This is a genomic window from Staphylococcus sp. HMSC34C02, from assembly GCF_001838705.1.
GTDB classification, from domain to species: Bacteria; Bacillota; Bacilli; order Staphylococcales; family Staphylococcaceae; genus Staphylococcus; species Staphylococcus borealis.
Genome location: NZ_KV838558.1, coordinates 1 through 16,089, shown reverse-complemented (window position 1 = coordinate 16,089; position 16,089 = coordinate 1). Strand labels below are relative to the sequence as shown.

General features: G+C 33.7%; 15 protein-coding genes and 1 riboswitch. Of the genes, 11 read left to right on the top strand and 4 right to left on the bottom strand.

Translation table 11 applies throughout. The annotated features are described in order from the left end of the window. Positions 1–4: 4 nt before the first annotated feature. The 4 genes from HMPREF3239_RS01210 (at position 5) to HMPREF3239_RS01195 (ending at position 6,261) form a co-directional block, all read left to right on the top strand. Positions 5–1,975, top strand: coding sequence for a PTS fructose transporter subunit IIABC (locus HMPREF3239_RS01210; RefSeq protein WP_053029974.1), 1,971 nt, complete (start codon positions 5–7; stop codon positions 1,973–1,975). Between the two features lie 664 nt (positions 1,976–2,639). Continuing rightward, a complete protein-coding gene (locus HMPREF3239_RS01205) occupies positions 2,640–4,016 on the top strand; it encodes a hemolysin family protein (protein ID WP_053029973.1) in 1,377 nt (458 codons plus the stop codon). Positions 4,017–4,271: 255 nt separating this feature from the next. Further along, positions 4,272–5,111 (top strand): aldo/keto reductase, encoded by an 840-nt coding sequence (locus tag HMPREF3239_RS01200; protein WP_070854456.1) that lies wholly within the window; start codon positions 4,272–4,274, stop codon positions 5,109–5,111. Positions 5,112–5,271: 160 nt separating this feature from the next. Continuing rightward, on the top strand, positions 5,272–6,261 hold the full coding sequence (locus tag HMPREF3239_RS01195) for a glycosyltransferase family 2 protein (RefSeq protein ID WP_053029971.1): 990 nt from the start codon (positions 5,272–5,274) through the stop codon (positions 6,259–6,261). Between the two features lie 44 nt (positions 6,262–6,305). Here HMPREF3239_RS01195 and HMPREF3239_RS01190 read toward each other — a convergent pair whose 3' ends face one another. The 4 genes from HMPREF3239_RS01190 to queC all read right to left on the bottom strand — a co-directional run bounded on the left by HMPREF3239_RS01190 (position 6,306) and on the right by queC (position 8,830). Next, on the bottom strand, positions 6,306–6,917 hold the full coding sequence (locus HMPREF3239_RS01190) for a hypothetical protein (protein ID WP_070854454.1): 612 nt from the start codon (positions 6,915–6,917) through the stop codon (positions 6,306–6,308). 104 nt (positions 6,918–7,021) lie between these two features. Further along, positions 7,022–7,738: a 7-carboxy-7-deazaguanine synthase QueE gene (queE, locus tag HMPREF3239_RS01185; RefSeq protein ID WP_053029969.1), complete on the bottom strand. Its 717-nt coding sequence runs from the start codon at positions 7,736–7,738 to the stop codon at positions 7,022–7,024. Next, positions 7,738–8,157, bottom strand: coding sequence for a 6-carboxytetrahydropterin synthase QueD (gene queD / locus HMPREF3239_RS01180; RefSeq protein ID WP_053029968.1), 420 nt, complete (start codon positions 8,155–8,157; stop codon positions 7,738–7,740). Before queD ends, queE begins: the two co-directional genes overlap by 1 nt. Before the next feature lies 1 nt (position 8,158). Then, positions 8,159–8,830 (bottom strand): 7-cyano-7-deazaguanine synthase QueC, encoded by a 672-nt coding sequence (queC, locus tag HMPREF3239_RS01175; RefSeq protein WP_053029967.1) that lies wholly within the window; start codon positions 8,828–8,830, stop codon positions 8,159–8,161. A gap of 160 nt (positions 8,831–8,990) precedes the next feature. Beyond that, positions 8,991–9,037, bottom strand: a riboswitch (PreQ1 riboswitch). A gap of 153 nt (positions 9,038–9,190) precedes the next feature. Here queC and HMPREF3239_RS01170 point away from each other — a divergent pair. The 7 genes from HMPREF3239_RS01170 to ltaS all read left to right on the top strand — a co-directional run bounded on the left by HMPREF3239_RS01170 (position 9,191) and on the right by ltaS (position 15,996). Beyond that, positions 9,191–9,766, top strand: coding sequence for an anthranilate synthase component II (locus HMPREF3239_RS01170; RefSeq protein ID WP_070854452.1), 576 nt, complete (start codon positions 9,191–9,193; stop codon positions 9,764–9,766). Between the two features lie 3 nt (positions 9,767–9,769). Continuing rightward, positions 9,770–10,915: a chorismate-binding protein gene (locus HMPREF3239_RS01165; protein WP_070854450.1), complete on the top strand. Its 1,146-nt coding sequence runs from the start codon at positions 9,770–9,772 to the stop codon at positions 10,913–10,915. Next, positions 10,916–11,524 carry an aminotransferase class IV gene (locus HMPREF3239_RS01160; RefSeq protein ID WP_070854448.1) on the top strand — a complete coding sequence of 203 codons (609 nt, stop codon included), beginning with the start codon at positions 10,916–10,918 and terminating at the stop codon, positions 11,522–11,524. A gap of 57 nt (positions 11,525–11,581) precedes the next feature. After that, positions 11,582–11,788, top strand: a complete 207-nt coding sequence (locus HMPREF3239_RS11950) for a hypothetical protein (protein ID WP_053029963.1) — start codon at positions 11,582–11,584, stop codon at positions 11,786–11,788. Between the two features lie 24 nt (positions 11,789–11,812). After that, a complete protein-coding gene (locus HMPREF3239_RS01155; RefSeq protein WP_053029962.1) occupies positions 11,813–12,529 on the top strand; it encodes a 5-oxoprolinase subunit B family protein in 717 nt (238 codons plus the stop codon). Further along, positions 12,517–13,521 (top strand): 5-oxoprolinase subunit C family protein, encoded by a 1,005-nt coding sequence (locus HMPREF3239_RS01150; RefSeq protein ID WP_053029961.1) that lies wholly within the window; start codon positions 12,517–12,519, stop codon positions 13,519–13,521. Before HMPREF3239_RS01155 ends, HMPREF3239_RS01150 begins: the two co-directional genes overlap by 13 nt. 537 nt (positions 13,522–14,058) lie before the next feature. After that, the gene (ltaS, locus tag HMPREF3239_RS01145; protein ID WP_053029960.1) at positions 14,059–15,996 is read left to right on the top strand and encodes a polyglycerol-phosphate lipoteichoic acid synthase LtaS; all 1,938 of its coding nucleotides are present in this window, start codon (positions 14,059–14,061) and stop codon (positions 15,994–15,996) included. Positions 15,997–16,089 lie beyond the last annotated feature (93 nt).

Below are 16,089 nucleotides of genomic sequence, written 5' to 3'. Positions count from 1 at the left end.
ATAAATGAGAATAACAGAACTACTAACTAAAGAAACCATAGCAATGGACTTGGCAGCAAATGATAAAAATGGCGTTATCGAAGAATTAGTAAATCAATTAGATAAAGCTGGGAAATTAAGTGATATTGCACAATTTAAGGAGGCCATTCACAATCGTGAATCTCAAAGTACTACTGGTATAGGTGAAGGTATCGCCATTCCACACGCAAAAGTGGCAGCGGTTAAATCTCCAGCTATTGCGTTTGGTAAATCTAAAGCGGGCGTTGATTATCAAAGTTTAGATGGTCAACCAGCACATTTATTCTTTATGATTGCTGCACCAGAAGGTGGTGCGCAAACACATTTAGATGCACTTGCGAAATTATCAGGCATTTTAATGGATGATAAAGTGAGAGAAAATCTATTGCACGCTAATTCGCACGAAGAAGTCTTACAAATTATCGATAATGCGGATGACGAGGCTACAAAAGAAGAAGAACAAGAAGCGCAAGAACAAGCGGCTTCATCAGGAGCTGTAGCAGGTAGCGGTAATGTGGCAGATTCAAATGAACCATACGTATTAGCAGTAACGGCATGTCCTACAGGTATTGCACATACGTACATGGCTCGTGATGCATTGAAAAAGCAAGCCGACAAAATGGGCATTAAAATGAAAGTTGAAACAAATGGCTCAGGCGGTATTAAAAACCATATCACACAACAAGATATAGACCGCGCAACAGGTATTATTGTTGCAGCAGATGTACATGTGGAAACAGATCGTTTCGATGGTAAAAATGTTGTAGAAGTACCCGTAGCTGATGGTATTAAACGACCAGAGGAACTCATTAATACAGCGTTAGATACAAGCCGTAAACCATTTGTTGCACGCGGTGGAAGTTCAAAATCAAAAGATAGTGAAAGTAATGAAAAACAAAGCTTTGGTAAAGCATTCTACAAACACTTAATGAATGGTGTATCCAATATGTTACCGCTTGTTATTGCTGGTGGTATCTTAATGGCAATCGTATTCTTATTCGGTGCGAACTCATTTGATCCAAAAAGTGCTGAACATAACGCCTTTGCTGAACAATTATGGAATATTGGTAATAAAAGTGCCTTTGCTTTAATTATTCCAATTTTATCTGGTTTCATTGCACGTAGTATTGCTGATAAACCAGGATTTGCAGCCGGTTTAGTAGGTGGTATGTTAGCTATTTCTGGTGGTTCTGGGTTCATTGGCGGTATCATTGCAGGTTTCTTAGCAGGTTACTTAACTCAAGGTATTAAATATATTACGCGTGGTTTACCACAAGCAGTTGAAGGTTTAAAACCAACGTTAATTTATCCATTATTAAGTGTAACAATCACAGGATTATTAATGATATATGCATTCAACCCGCCAGCAGCGTGGTTAAATAACTTATTGCTTAACGGTTTAAATAACTTATCAGGTTCTAACATTGTATTACTTGGATTAGTTATTGGTGCTATGATGGCCATCGATATGGGTGGACCATTTAACAAAGCAGCCTATGTATTCGCGACAGCCGCATTAACAGAAGGTAATGCAGCACCAATTACGGCAGCAATGGTTGGTGGTATGATTCCACCATTAGCAATTGCTACAGCGATGTTATTCTTTAAACGTAAATTCACTAAAGAACAACGCGGTTCTATCGTGCCTAACTATGTAATGGGCTTATCATTTATCACTGAGGGTGCCATTCCATTTGCAGCAGCTGACCCATTACGTGTGATTCCATCAATGATGGTTGGTTCAGGTGTAGGTGGTGCAATTGCATTAGCACTTGGTTCAAGTATCAATGCACCACATGGTGGTATTATCGTAATTGCAGCAACAGACTTTAGTCATATTTTACAAACATTAATTGCATTGATTGTTGGTACACTTGTTTCAGCAATTATGTATGGTTTATTAAAACCAAAAGTTACTGAAAATGAAATTGAAGCATCAAAAGCTATGGATGAATAGATGCGATAAGAGTTTATGATATAAATAATATAACGATGCTATTTTGCAAATTTGCAGTAGCTAACAGAACCGAGAAGGCGTAAGCTTTCTCGGTTCTAGTCATTTTTGTGGGCCTGCATAGCAAATAAAATTTAATCAAGAAATGATATAAGCAAAGCAAGTTGGGAGTGGACGACGAATTTAAAAGAATGCTGCCCCACTCCCATTCAACTAAATCGTTTAATTTATTGAATAATGAATGTTAAAACATACAAAAATGGGTAAACATATGAGAATATAGAATAAGAAGGCAAGTGAATGCGTAATAAAGTCTTAAGCTTTAAATATGGAAATTTAATGACCGGCAAAAGTACTTCAATTAAGGTACCGTTTTTGTATGTTAGTTCATTGTACGTTGGTTTCTGTCACTTTACGCTTACCTTTCTTGACTATTACGCAATATTAGTTTTAAATGATAAGTTGTAACTTTTTAATCAAAAGGGTTACAATCAACTATTTGTAATTGATATATGATAAAATAAAAGTAATACATTTTTTCGGGGGTGTCGCAATGGGAAGGTCTTAACATGTGCATATATTGTTAATAAGCAAAACACAATAAATCCGTGTTACCCATATGGGACACATAATATTTGGAGGTGAATCCCTAGAAATAGGGAATTAATTGGAAACAGTGACCATAATAAATTTAGTAATATTCTTTCTATTAATCGCATTAACAACAGTATTCGTAGGATCGGAGTTTGCATTAGTTAAAGTGCGTTCAACGCGTATTGAACAACTCGCTGAAGAGGGTAATCGTGGTGCTAAAATTGTCAAAAAGATGATTGCAAACCTTGACTATTATTTATCAGCCTGTCAATTAGGTATTACAGTTACTTCTTTAGGATTAGGTTGGTTAGGAGAACCGACATTTGAGAAATTGTTGCATCCTATTTTTAATTTATTACAATTACCTGATGCATTAACTACAACGATTTCATTTGTAATTTCATTCATAGTCGTAACTTATTTACACGTTGTATTAGGTGAATTAGCACCGAAATCGATTGCGATTCAGCATACCGAGAAGTTAGCGTTAACATACGCAAGACCATTGTATTACTTTGGTAATATAATGAAACCTTTAATCTGGTTAATGAATGGTTCAGCACGTGTAATTATTAGAATGTTAGGCGTTGATCCTGATGCTCAAACAGATGCTATGTCTGAAGAAGAAATTAAGATCATTATTAACAACAGTTATAATGGTGGTGAAATCAACCAAACAGAATTAAACTATATGCAAAATATCTTTCAATTTGATGAAAGACATGCAAAAGATATCATGGTACCACGTACTCAAATGGTGACTTTAAATGAACCATTTAATGTTGATGAATTATTAGAGACGATTAAAGAACATCAATTTACGCGTTACCCAATTACTGAAGACGGAGATAAAGACCATATCAAAGGTTTCATCAATGTTAAAGAATTTTTAACAGAATACGCTTCTGGTAAACCGATTAAAATTAACAATTACATCCATGAACTGCCAATGATTTCAGAAACAACACGCATTAGTGATGCATTAGTTAGAATGCAACGTGAACACGTACATATCAGTTTAATTATTGATGAATACGGTGGTACAGCTGGTATTTTAACAATGGAAGATATTCTTGAAGAAATCGTAGGTGAAATTCGAGATGAATTTGACGATGATGAGGTGAATGACATTGTTAAATTAGGCGATGACACTTACCAAATTAATGGCCGCGTTCTATTGGATGACTTAAATGAACAATTCGACATTGAGTTTGAAGATTCAGAAGACATTGATACTATAGGTGGTTGGCTTCAAGCCCATAACACTAACCTACAAGTTGAAGATCATATCGATACGCAATACGATCGTTGGATAGTATCTGAAATGGATAACCATCAATTAGTTTGGGTTGTACTTAAATATGAATTCATCGATAATCGACCAACATTCGGTGGAGATGAAGATGAAAATGAAGACAAAAAAGATAAAAAAGACGAAACACATGACTAATTTAAAATGATTAATAAAGTAGCATTTGAGACATAGATACTATGATAATGCTACTTGGCAAATTCGCAGTAGTTGACTGAACTGAGAAGGCGCTTAAATCAAGCTGGGAGTGGGACGACGAATTAAAAATTCTGTCCTGCTCCCTTCTTCTGTATATTTAAATTACATACGATTTATTTGTCTATCCTATTACAATTGAGTTATCCTAAATGATGATAATGTAAAGCATTAATAGAAAAGTCAGGAGAAGATAGAATGGTTAATGATACACAAATTTTAAATAATGGTTATCCAATGCCAAAAATCGGCTTAGGTGTTTATAAAGTCTCAGATGAAGAAATGGAAACAGCGATTCAGGCTGCAATAGACGATGGTTATCGTGCATTTGATACAGCATATTTTTACAAGAATGAAGAGGCACTTGGAAAAGCATTAAAAAATAGTGGCGTACCTCGTGAAGACTTATTTATTACAACAAAATTATGGAATGATCACCAAGGGTATGACCGTACACTTGAGTATTTTAATCGCTCATTAGACAATTTAGGTTTAGACTATATCGATTTATATTTAATTCATTGGCCTTGTGAGAACGATCAACTTTATATTGAAACGTATAAAGCACTAGAAAAATTATATGAAGAAGGTAAAGTGAAAGCGATAGGTGTATGTAATTTTAAAGTGCATCATTTAGAAACATTGATGCGTGAAACGACTATTGTTCCTCAAGTCAATCAAATTGAAGTTCATCCTTACTTTAATCAACAAGATGTTCAAGATTACTGTGATAAACATGATATTGTTGTGACAGCATGGATGCCATTAATGAGAAACAGAGGTTTACTAGAAGACCCAACAATTACTAAATTAGCAAAACAATACGATAAGACACCAGCACAAATCGTATTGCGTTGGCATATTGCGCATAATCGTATTGTTATTCCAAAATCTAAAACACCATCACGTATTCGAGAAAATCATAATATATTTGACTTTAACTTAGAACTTACAGAAATCGCAGAAATTGATAGTTTAAATCGTAACGCGCGCCAAGGTAAAGACCCTGATGATGTTAGCATAGGCGATTTGAAATAGCATTGTCTCTTTAATTCAATTGGATAGATAAAATATAGAATAATTGTATTGTTTTCATTTAATTTTTATTAATTATTTGTTAATTGCATAGTTTTTAGTAGAATAGTTGCCAATTTTATTGATAAAATAGTAATAAGAATGATGAAAAGGATGTAATTTAATGAAAATCAGAGTCATTGTGCCTTGTTTTAACGAAGGTGAAGTCGTAACAAAAACGTACGACAAATTGACTGAAATTTTGATGGAAGATAGTTTGGACAAAGGGTATGATTATGACCTATTGTTTGTCGATGATGGCAGTAAAGATAATACGATCGACCATGTCCAACATTTAGCAAGCGAAGACCAACATGTTAAATATATTTCTTTCAGCCGAAATTTCGGTAAAGAATCAGCAATGATAGCTGGTTTTCAACATAGTGTACAATGTGATGCTGTAGTGATGGTAGATGGGGATTTACAACATCCACCTGAATTTATTCCACAAATGATAGAGGGATTTAAAGAGGGCTATGACCAGGTTATCGCTAAGCGTGATAGAACTGGAGAAAATATCGCTCGGAAATCAATGACAAAGCTATACTATAAATTGATTAACAGTTTTGTCGAGGATATTGAATTTATAGATGGTGTCGGAGACTTTAGATTATTAAGTCAACGCGCAGTTAAATCAATTGCTTCACTTAAAGAATATAATCGTTTTTCAAAAGGTTTATTTGAATGGATAGGTTATAATACGAAAATCTTTACATATCAAAATGTTGAACGTGAAGCCGGTCATTCTAAATGGACATTCACGAAATTACTAAACTATGGCATTGACGGGCTCATTTCATTTAATAATAAACCTTTACGTGCGATGATTTACCTTGGAATGACTATATTCAGTTTAAGTATTGTTTATATCCTATATTTGTTGATAGGTATCATGGTAAATGGTATTAATAATCCAGGTTATTTTACAACGATAGCAGCAGTCCTACTCATTGGTGGCATTCAATTAATGTCTATAGGTGTGGTAGGAGAATATATTGGTCGTATTTATTATGAGGTTAAGCAAAGACCTAAATACATTGTGCAAGCATCAAATTTAAAAGAACCTTCCTACGATCTCAAATTAGTTGAGCAGGAAAAGGAAAAAGTACATTAAATAGAATAAACGCTTGAAGTTTCATTAATAAGAACTTCAAGCGTTTATTTGTGTGTTAAATGTTGTTTTAATTTAGCGTGTTTCAACTGCCAAGCAAGATAAACACCAAATAGTACATATATAACTAAGAAAACATACCAAAAAGGTGTCAAAATCGTTAATAATACAATAGACATAATAATAAGCATGTAGCCAATCATAATTGGAAACTTGAGTTTGTTGATGAATTTAAATATGCCAAGTTCACCTTTAGAAAAGGTACCTAAAAATATTGCACTTGCGCCTATTAAAAATATGGTTGGTGCTAAATATGGAACGGACATGTAAATTGATTGATCACTTGAACCATAAGTGATAAATAATGAACAACTTACAATAATCGAAAATATTAAAGCAATCGATTTATATTCGGAAATCATAAAAGTATAGTATTGATGATTCAAATAATATTGCAGTCCCATCCAACCTATAAAAAAGGCAATTGAACTTAATGTTATAAAGTTAAATTTGTCAATGACAATAGCATTAATTAAAGCGTTAATCGCTATAACGATTAATACGGAGCTGAATTTGAGTTGTTTGAATTGGTGCTTATATAAGTCAAAGCCGAGTATGCCAAGCACAACGGCGATATTAATCAATACATATATAATCATGCTGTACTCCTATCTCACATAGTTCATTAGAACATTATACCAATTAAAACAAACTTAATCATTTCAAAACACTTAGAAAATATTTTTCATTTATAATGGAATGATTAAACGCCTTTTTTGTTGCTCCATAAGAGTGTGTGTAGCTGTGGTAAAACATAGACACGGTTCATATCATCACTCGTCATAACCTTATCAACTAATGTTTCATATCGATTTAAAAGTTTATCGGTATGATTGTCTACATCATCATCTAAGTATGGATTACCAACTTGTAAGTAAAAAGGAATATTTGGGTAGCGATGATGTATCATTTTAGCGAAATCATAATCTGCATCATCAAAAATAACGACCTTTAAATTAAGTGTTGAAGCAATACATTGTTCAATGACGCTATCTAGTATGTCAATGTTAGGAGTCATATTAGAACTTGGTGGTTTAGGACTAATGGTTAAGTCGTTAATTTGTCTCATCCACGGTTGGAATTTGCTTCCTTGTGTTTCTAATGCGGTATAAATCTGTTTCTCTTCAAATAGATCAACTAATTCTTGTATCCCTTTAATGAGTGCCGGATTACCACCAGAAATCGTAACATGATCGAAACAATCACCACCAATCGCTTTTAGCTGATGATAAATTTCTTCAGCAGACATTAATTGAATATCTTCCTTGGCACTGCCATCCCAGGTGAAAGCAGAGTCACACCAACTACAACGATAATCACAACCTGCAGTTCTAACAAACATTGTTTTACGACCGATAACACGTCCCTCACCTTGAATCGTAGGTCCGAAAATTTCAAGTACTGGAATTTTAGCTGTCATTATTTAAACTCCTTTGGACGATATACTACATAACTTGTTGGTGTTTCACGTAAGTAGACTTGCACACATTGCGGGTGATTATCGTAGCTTTGGAGGTGTGTTTGTACCATTTTATATATCGTTTGTGCCACAACCTCTGTTGAAGGACTTTTATCTTTAAATTGAGGTAAGTCATTTAACAGATAGTGGTCAAATTGATCATGGATTAATTTTTTTAATTCACTGAAATTAATTAAGAAACCATTGTGGTCCAAGTGATCCCCAGCAATTGTTAAATTGACAAAATAAGTATGCCCATGTGTTCTCATACATTTACCAGCATCTTCGCTTGGGATGTAGTGCGCCGCTGAAAAGTTAAAATCTTTATTAAGTTCAAAACTATAGGGATGATTAACAGTTGGGTAAAGTTGTTGCATCATTTTAATTCGCTCCTTTAGTTTCTAAATAGTGTTGTAGGCCACGTTGGCGTAAATGACATGCAGGGCATTCGCCACAACCATCTCCAATAATGCCGTTGTAGCATGTCAGTGTATTGTATCGGATATAATCTAGCACACCCAATTTGTCGCTAAGTTCCCAAGTTTGTGATTTATCTAACCACATTAAAGGCGTATGGATAACGAAATCTTTATCCATAGATAAACTAAGTGTTACATTCATAGATTTAATAAAGCTATCACGGCAATCTGGATAACCAGAAAAGTCTGTTTCACACACCCCTGTAATGATATGTTTAGCATTGCGTTGATATGCTAATGCGCCAGCAAATGATAAGAATAATAAATTACGTGCTGGTACAAAGGTATTCGGAATCCCATCTTCGCCCGTTTCAATGTCCATATCATGTTGTGTTAAGGCATTTGGAGTTAATTGCGATAATAATGACATATCTAATATATGATGTTTTAAGTTTTGTTCTTTAGCGATACGTGTCGCAACTTCAATTTCTGTATCATGACGTTGACCGTAATTAAATGTTACAAGTTCAACTTCCTTAAAATGCTTTTTAGCGTAAAATAAGCACGTCGTACTGTCTTGCCCGCCGCTAAATACTACAATTGCTTTATCCTTATTTAAATCTTTGTTTGTCATGAATATTCTCCTTTTTGAAAAGATTAGAATGATACTTTATGCCGTCTCTAACCTAGCCATGAGAACATAAAAAAAGTCTATCTCTATAAAAAAGATAGACTTAGAAACATTGTAATCAGTTATATAAAAGAAAATTAACTTTCAAACTAAATATTTCGTAAATTGTCTAGTTTTTTATAGAGGGTTTCAGCTAGGAACCTCTTTTGAGTTTTTGTACGCTAGTTAGCGTAATACATTCATTTCTTAAAATCAAGTTATAATTTAGTACAATATAAAGGTAAACCCTTACATTTTCAAAAGTTTAATATTTATAATAAGGTAAGAGATGAAGTTATTTAACATAGAGTTGGAGCGACATGCATGATTATAGTTATAGATAATAAAGATTCATTTACATATAATTTGATAGACTATTTTAAGACAGAGACAGCGCATGAGATCGTTGTATACGAAGTGGATCAAGTATCCGTTGAGCAAATAAGGGCATCTAATGTAGAGGCTATTGTTATCTCGCCAGGACCGGGTAAACCGAGTGATTATCCTATTTTAACGGAAATTATGAATCAGTTTGAGGGGGAAGTACCTATATTAGGTGTTTGTTTAGGCTTTCAATTTCTGTACGAATATTATGGGGGCGCAATTGTACATGGCGCAAAGCCGGTTCATGGTCATACAACGCCATTAACGCATAATGAAACAGGATTATTTAAAGGGCTTCCTCAAGCATTCAAAGTAATGCGCTATCATTCACTCATTGCGGATCAAACACATATTCCTGCGTCTTTAAATATTTCCGCCCATAATGATGAGGGGATTTTAATGGCGTTTGAACATAAACACTATCCTATATTTGGCGTTCAGTATCACCCTGAATCGATTTTAAGTGAATACGGACATGAGCAAATACGATTATTTTTGGAAAAGGTGGGCGCGTAAACTATGGACATCACGTTTAATTATCGTTACTATACAACGCCTGATCATTTTGAAACGATAGCAGTGCGCTTTAACACGTACGTCTCAAAAATGGTGGCATATACACTGGAAGAGGTCGGTAAAGTTATTCAATTTGCGCAGGCTGAGCAAGCACAAGGACGGTATGTGGCATTGTATCTGCCATATGAAGCGGCAAGTTATTTTAATCACCATATGGCAACACATGAATTGGAAGCACATCAAATCGTAGCATTAGCATATAGTTTTAGTCCGAGTATGGCTGAGACGTCACCTGAACAACCAAGTCAACAGTACATCCCTAAACATCACTTTCGATTCATGGAGAGTGATGCACAAATGGAAGACAAAATTAAACACGTTCAGGATGCAATTATTGAAGGCGAAACGTATCAAGTGAACTATACAACACGTTTAGTGAGTGATGTATATTATCCGATAGCTGATTTATATTATTATTTAACGCAAACGAATAATGGTGGTTACACTGCTTTATTAGATGTAGAAGAGGTTAAAGTTGCTTCTATTTCTCCTGAATTATTCTTCCAAAAAGGTGAATTTAATCATCATAAAAATGTAGTTGTAAGTAAACCAATGAAAGGTACTATGCCACGTAGCAATGACGACGATGAAGATTTAAAGAATTATGACACATTGAAGCATTCACTTAAAGATCGTGCTGAAAATGTTATGATTGTCGATTTATTGCGCAATGACATTTCCAGAATTTGTAAACCTGGAACGATCCACGTAAACAAGCCATTTTTTATTGAAACCTATAAGACCGTTTATCAAATGACGAGTATGGTTACAGGTCACTTGCAAGATGACGTGCGTCTCACGGATATTTTAAAAGCATTATTCCCTTGTGGTTCCATTACAGGGGCACCAAAGCGCAATACGATGGCGTATATTAAAGCGCTCGAGCCACATCCTAGATACATTTATTGTGGCACAATCGGTTTATTATGTCCGGATGATAAAATGATATTTAATATACCTATTCGTACGCTTGAGTATCGAAATGATCAAGTTCACTATGGTGTAGGTGCAGGGATTACGATTGATTCGGTACCCGAAAAAGAAGTTCAAGAGTTTCGAGATAAAACAAAGATATTGGAGATGCTATAGATGAAATTGTTTGAAACGATGCGCCTCGATAATGGTAAGATTCCTAGACTTCAATATCATATGACACGAGTGCAACAGTCATGCGAACGATTAGGGTATTCATTTTCAAAAGAGGTCTGGATGCAACGCGTCAATGAGGTTATAAGTCATCATCCCAAAGGAATCTATAGACTGAAAATAGAAATCGATAAATCCGGCCAAATAGACCATATGATTAAGCCCCTACCTTCTAAAACATTATTTACGGCTAAATTTAAACAAGCACAGTCGAATTGCAATGACCAATACGTTATTAATAAGACATCACAACGACAACACTTAGCACACAATCATGAGACAGATTTAGTATTATTGTATGATGAAACTGATAAAATTCTGGAGTTTGATATTGGTAATATCATGATAGAAGAAGCTGGTGTGTGTTATACACCAAGGTATGATCATGATTTTTTATTAGGATGTATGCGTCAAAGCCTTTTGGACCAAGGCAAACTGGTTATTAAAGACTATACTAAATCAGAACTCATCGACAAAATACAGAAACAACAGATTCGTATCTATTTATTAAATAGTTTACGAGAGGTTGCCGATGTATCTATTTATCTATAAAATAATATGGGAAGTATATGCGAATTGATTGATAACAATGAACTAACGGAGTGAGCTATGACTATATTATGGGTTGCAATAATTGTGATTTTAAATGTGGTAAGTAAATATTTAGCAGATCGATATTTAAAAAATAATGCACTCATTAAGGCACGTGTCGTTGCAACCGTTACCGTTTTAATTCAATGTGTATTCGTTTATTTGTTAATTAAATCAATCATGCCCTATGTGGTGGAATTTCTAAATATATTTTACCATCACTAAATATGATTACTTTGAGGTGGCGTTATGAAGATTTATAGTCAAGGAGATCAAGCAATTGTAATTGCGGTTGAAAAGGATGTATCTAAAAATGTAACAACTGAATTAATCGCAGTACGTTATCATTTATTAAAGAAAGCATTACCATTTATCACAGAAATTGTGCCTACTGAATCAGATATGATGATTTGCTATGATGCTCGAGATATGATTAAACATCATAATATTGCTTCACCTTTTCAATATATGAAGGCATTAGTCACTTCAATACAAGAAGAATTAAAACAATTAGAAACGTGTAAAGATGAAAGCACGACCTATGAAATTCCTATTATTTATGGTGACGAGTTTGGTCCAGACTTACCGGATTTATTAAAGTATTACAAGTTAACTCAAGATGAATTTGTTCAATTACATTCTGATAAACCGTATTTTGTGTCTATGATGGGCTATGCACCGGGTTTCCCATATTTAACTGGAATGAATGAAGCATTGTACGTTAATCATACGAGTAAAAAGAAGAAGCTTGTCACTGCAGGTTCAGTTATTATTGAAGGGAAAAAGTGCGGCATCGTAACAACTGATACCTATAACGATTGGTTAGTGATAGGGTACACGCCAATGACATTATTCACTCCTGAAAAAGATGATTTTACACTGTTAAAATTAGGAGACAATGTTATTTTTAAACCACAGAAACGCAAAGATATTGAATTAGGAGAATTTAAACCATGTCAATCATAATAGAAAAAGCCGGATTGTTTAGTAGCTTTCAAGATTTTGGACGTCATGGATATGAATATGCAGGTGTTATTCCGTGTGGTGCGTTAGACACACTAGGTCATGAAATTGCAAATCGTTTAGTTGCTAATAATAAAAATGAAGCAACGCTTGAAATGACACACATTATGGCTAAAATTCGATTTACTGAGCCTACATTAATTGCTTTAACAGGTCATAACTTTGAAGCTTACACGCAAACTATGCAAGTAAAACCGTATAAATTATACCTTTTAGATAAAGGAGACGTCCTGTCTTTTAAAGAAACAAATAAAACGTCACGTGTGTATCTTGCAATCGGTGGCGGATTCAAATTAGATGATTGGCTAGGATCAACATCAACAGATTTAAATGTTAAAATCGGCGGTTATCACGGACGTAAACTTGAAAATGGCGATGAAGTAGAAATGAAACGACACTATACAGAACGTCATCAAAAGTTATTTGAAAATTTAAAAGAAAAACGTACCACTGATTGGGGTATAGACGGTTATGCACTGTCATTTAACTATGTTTCTGATGTGTTTCATGTTATTGCCAACAAAGGGACAGAAGATTTTGATAAAGAAACGCAATCTCACTTTATTAGAGGAGAATATAAAGTGACGAATAAATCAAATCGTGTTGGTATGTTACTAGATGGTGAGAAGATCAAAGCATATTACGACGATATGCCAGCACATCAATCAGTTAAAAGGGGAACGATTCAAGTTAAGCGAGATGGTACACCTATCATCTTATTAAATGATCATTATACAATCGGAAGTTATCCTCAAATTGGTACAATTGCAAGCTACCATTTAACTAAGCTTGCTCAGAAGCCACAAGGCTCACGTTTGAAGTTCCAATTTATTGATATAGAAACTGCTGAAAAGAATGTTGTGAAATTTAGTAATTGGATGAATCAGCTATTTCACGGAATTGAATACAGAATGCAATTAGAAATGATGAAATAAGACATGATATATGAAGGTCAACATACTTAAATAAAGTACTTATAATTTATGTCGGACTATGGTCTGATTAAAAAATGCAATTAAGAAGCTATAATGAATAAATCAGTGAATCGTCTTAATGGGACAATATTTTGTAACAAACAATGAAAGCGTCGTTATATTAAAATGCTTTTTCTTGATAAATGAGTAAAAATACTATATATTTATATATTGAACTACGGGCAATATTACAATAATATTACAAAGTTCATGATTTGTTAATATGCCATTAATGATGACATAGAATAGCATCCAACATAATATACATAAATAATTACAGACGTATAGTGCGCATTGGGAATGCGATTTATTGATGAACTATCGTTAATGTAAAATGTATTTGTAAGGTATATGCTTAAATTAATTTAAATAATATAAATGAAATTAAAAAACGAGTAAGTAATTGCATAACGGTCATATTTGAGTAAGTGTTTAAGTCTTCAGTTAAGTCTTTAACATTTCTTCAAAGTTGAATAACTATAAACGGAGGAAACATACATGAGTTTACACAAAAAGAAAATAAGTCTTTTTGCGTTTTTCTTACTGACTGTGTTTACAGTGACATTGAAGACGTATTTTTCATATTATGTTGATTTTTCTTTGGGTGTTAAAGGACTAGTTCAAAACTTAATACTATTGATGAATCCATATAGTTTAATCGCGCTTATTTTAAGTGTGTTCTTATTCTTTAAAGGGAAAAAAGCATATTGGTTCATCTTTATTGGGGGATTTTTACTAACATTCTTGCTATATGCAAATGTAGTTTACTTTAGATTCTTCTCGGACTTTTTAACATTCAGTACGCTTAACCAAGCAAGTAATGTTGAGTCTATGGGTGGTGCTGTTGGCGCATCATTTAAATGGTATGATTTTGTTTACTTTATAGATACAATTATTTATCTATTCATCCTTATTTTCAAAGGAAGTTGGTTGGATAAACGTGTCTTCAGTAAAAAGTTTGTGCCAGTTGTAATGGCTGCATCTGTAGCATTATTCTTCTTAAATTTAGCTTTTGCTGAAACAGACCGTCCTGAGTTATTAACACGTACATTTGACCATAAATATTTAGTGAAATATTTAGGTCCATATAACTTCACAGTTTATGATGGTGTTAAGACGATTCAAAATAACCAACAAAAAGCATTAGCTTCTGAAGATGATTTAACTAAAGTGTTAAATTATACGAAACAAAAAAATACAACACCAAATTCAGAGTACTTTGGCGTTGCTAAGAAGAAAAATATTATTAAAATACATTTAGAAAGTTTCCAAACTTTCTTAATCAATAAAAAGGTCAATGGTAAAGAAGTTACACCGTTCTTAAATAAATTATCAACGGGCAATGATGATTTTAGATATTATCCAAACTTCTTCCACCAAACAGGTCAAGGTAAAACATCAGATGCTGAGTTTACAATGGATAACAGCCTTTATGGTTTACCACAGGGTTCTGCATTTTCATTGAAAGGTGATAATACTTACCAATCATTACCTGCGATTTTAGACCAAAAGCAAGGTTACACATCTGACGTTATGCACGGTGACTACAAAACATTCTGGAACCGTGACCAAGTCTATAAACATTTTGGTATTGATAAATTCTATGATGCGACATACTACGATATGTCTGATGACAATATTGTCAACTTAGGTTTAAAAGATAAACCATTCTTTAAAGAGTCAGCAGAGTATCAATCTAAAATGAAAGGACCTTTCTATTCACACTTAATTACATTAACAAACCATTACCCATTCACATTGAGTGAAGAAGATGCAGATATTGATAAACCTAATACAGGTGATTCAACTGTTGATGGTTACATTCAAACAGCACATTATTTAGACCAAGCACTTGAAGAATATATTACTGATCTTAAGAAAAAAGGTCTATATGATGATTCAGTTATTATGATTTATGGTGACCACTATGGTATTTCAGAAAATCATAATAACGCAATGGAAAAATTATTAGGTGAAAAGATTACGCCAGCGAAATTTATGGACTTAAACCGCACAGGTTTCTGGCTTAAAATTCCTGGTAAAGAAGGTACAGTAGATAAAACATATGCTGGACAAGTAGACGTTATGCCTACTATCTTACATTTAGTAGGAATTGATTCTAAAAACTACTTAATGTTCGGTACGGATATGTTGTCTAAAGATCATGATGATGTCATTCCATTCCGAAATGGTGACTTCATTACGAAAGACTATAAATTTGTTAATGGTAAAGCGTATTCTAATAAAACAAACGAATTATTAGAAACGCCACCTAAAGATTTAGAAAAGAATAAGAAACAGGTTGAGAAAGATTTAGAAATGAGTGACAATGTCTTAAATGGTGACTTGTTCAGATTCTACAACAACCCTGATTTCAAGAAAATTGATCCATCAAAATATGAATATAAAACTGGACCACAAGGTAATCAAAAATAATTGAAACAGTGTTTGGTTTTAATGTAAAAGTAAGAAGCCAGTAAATGCGTTTTAACAAATTCATTTACTGGCTTCTTTATTTACAATACTCCG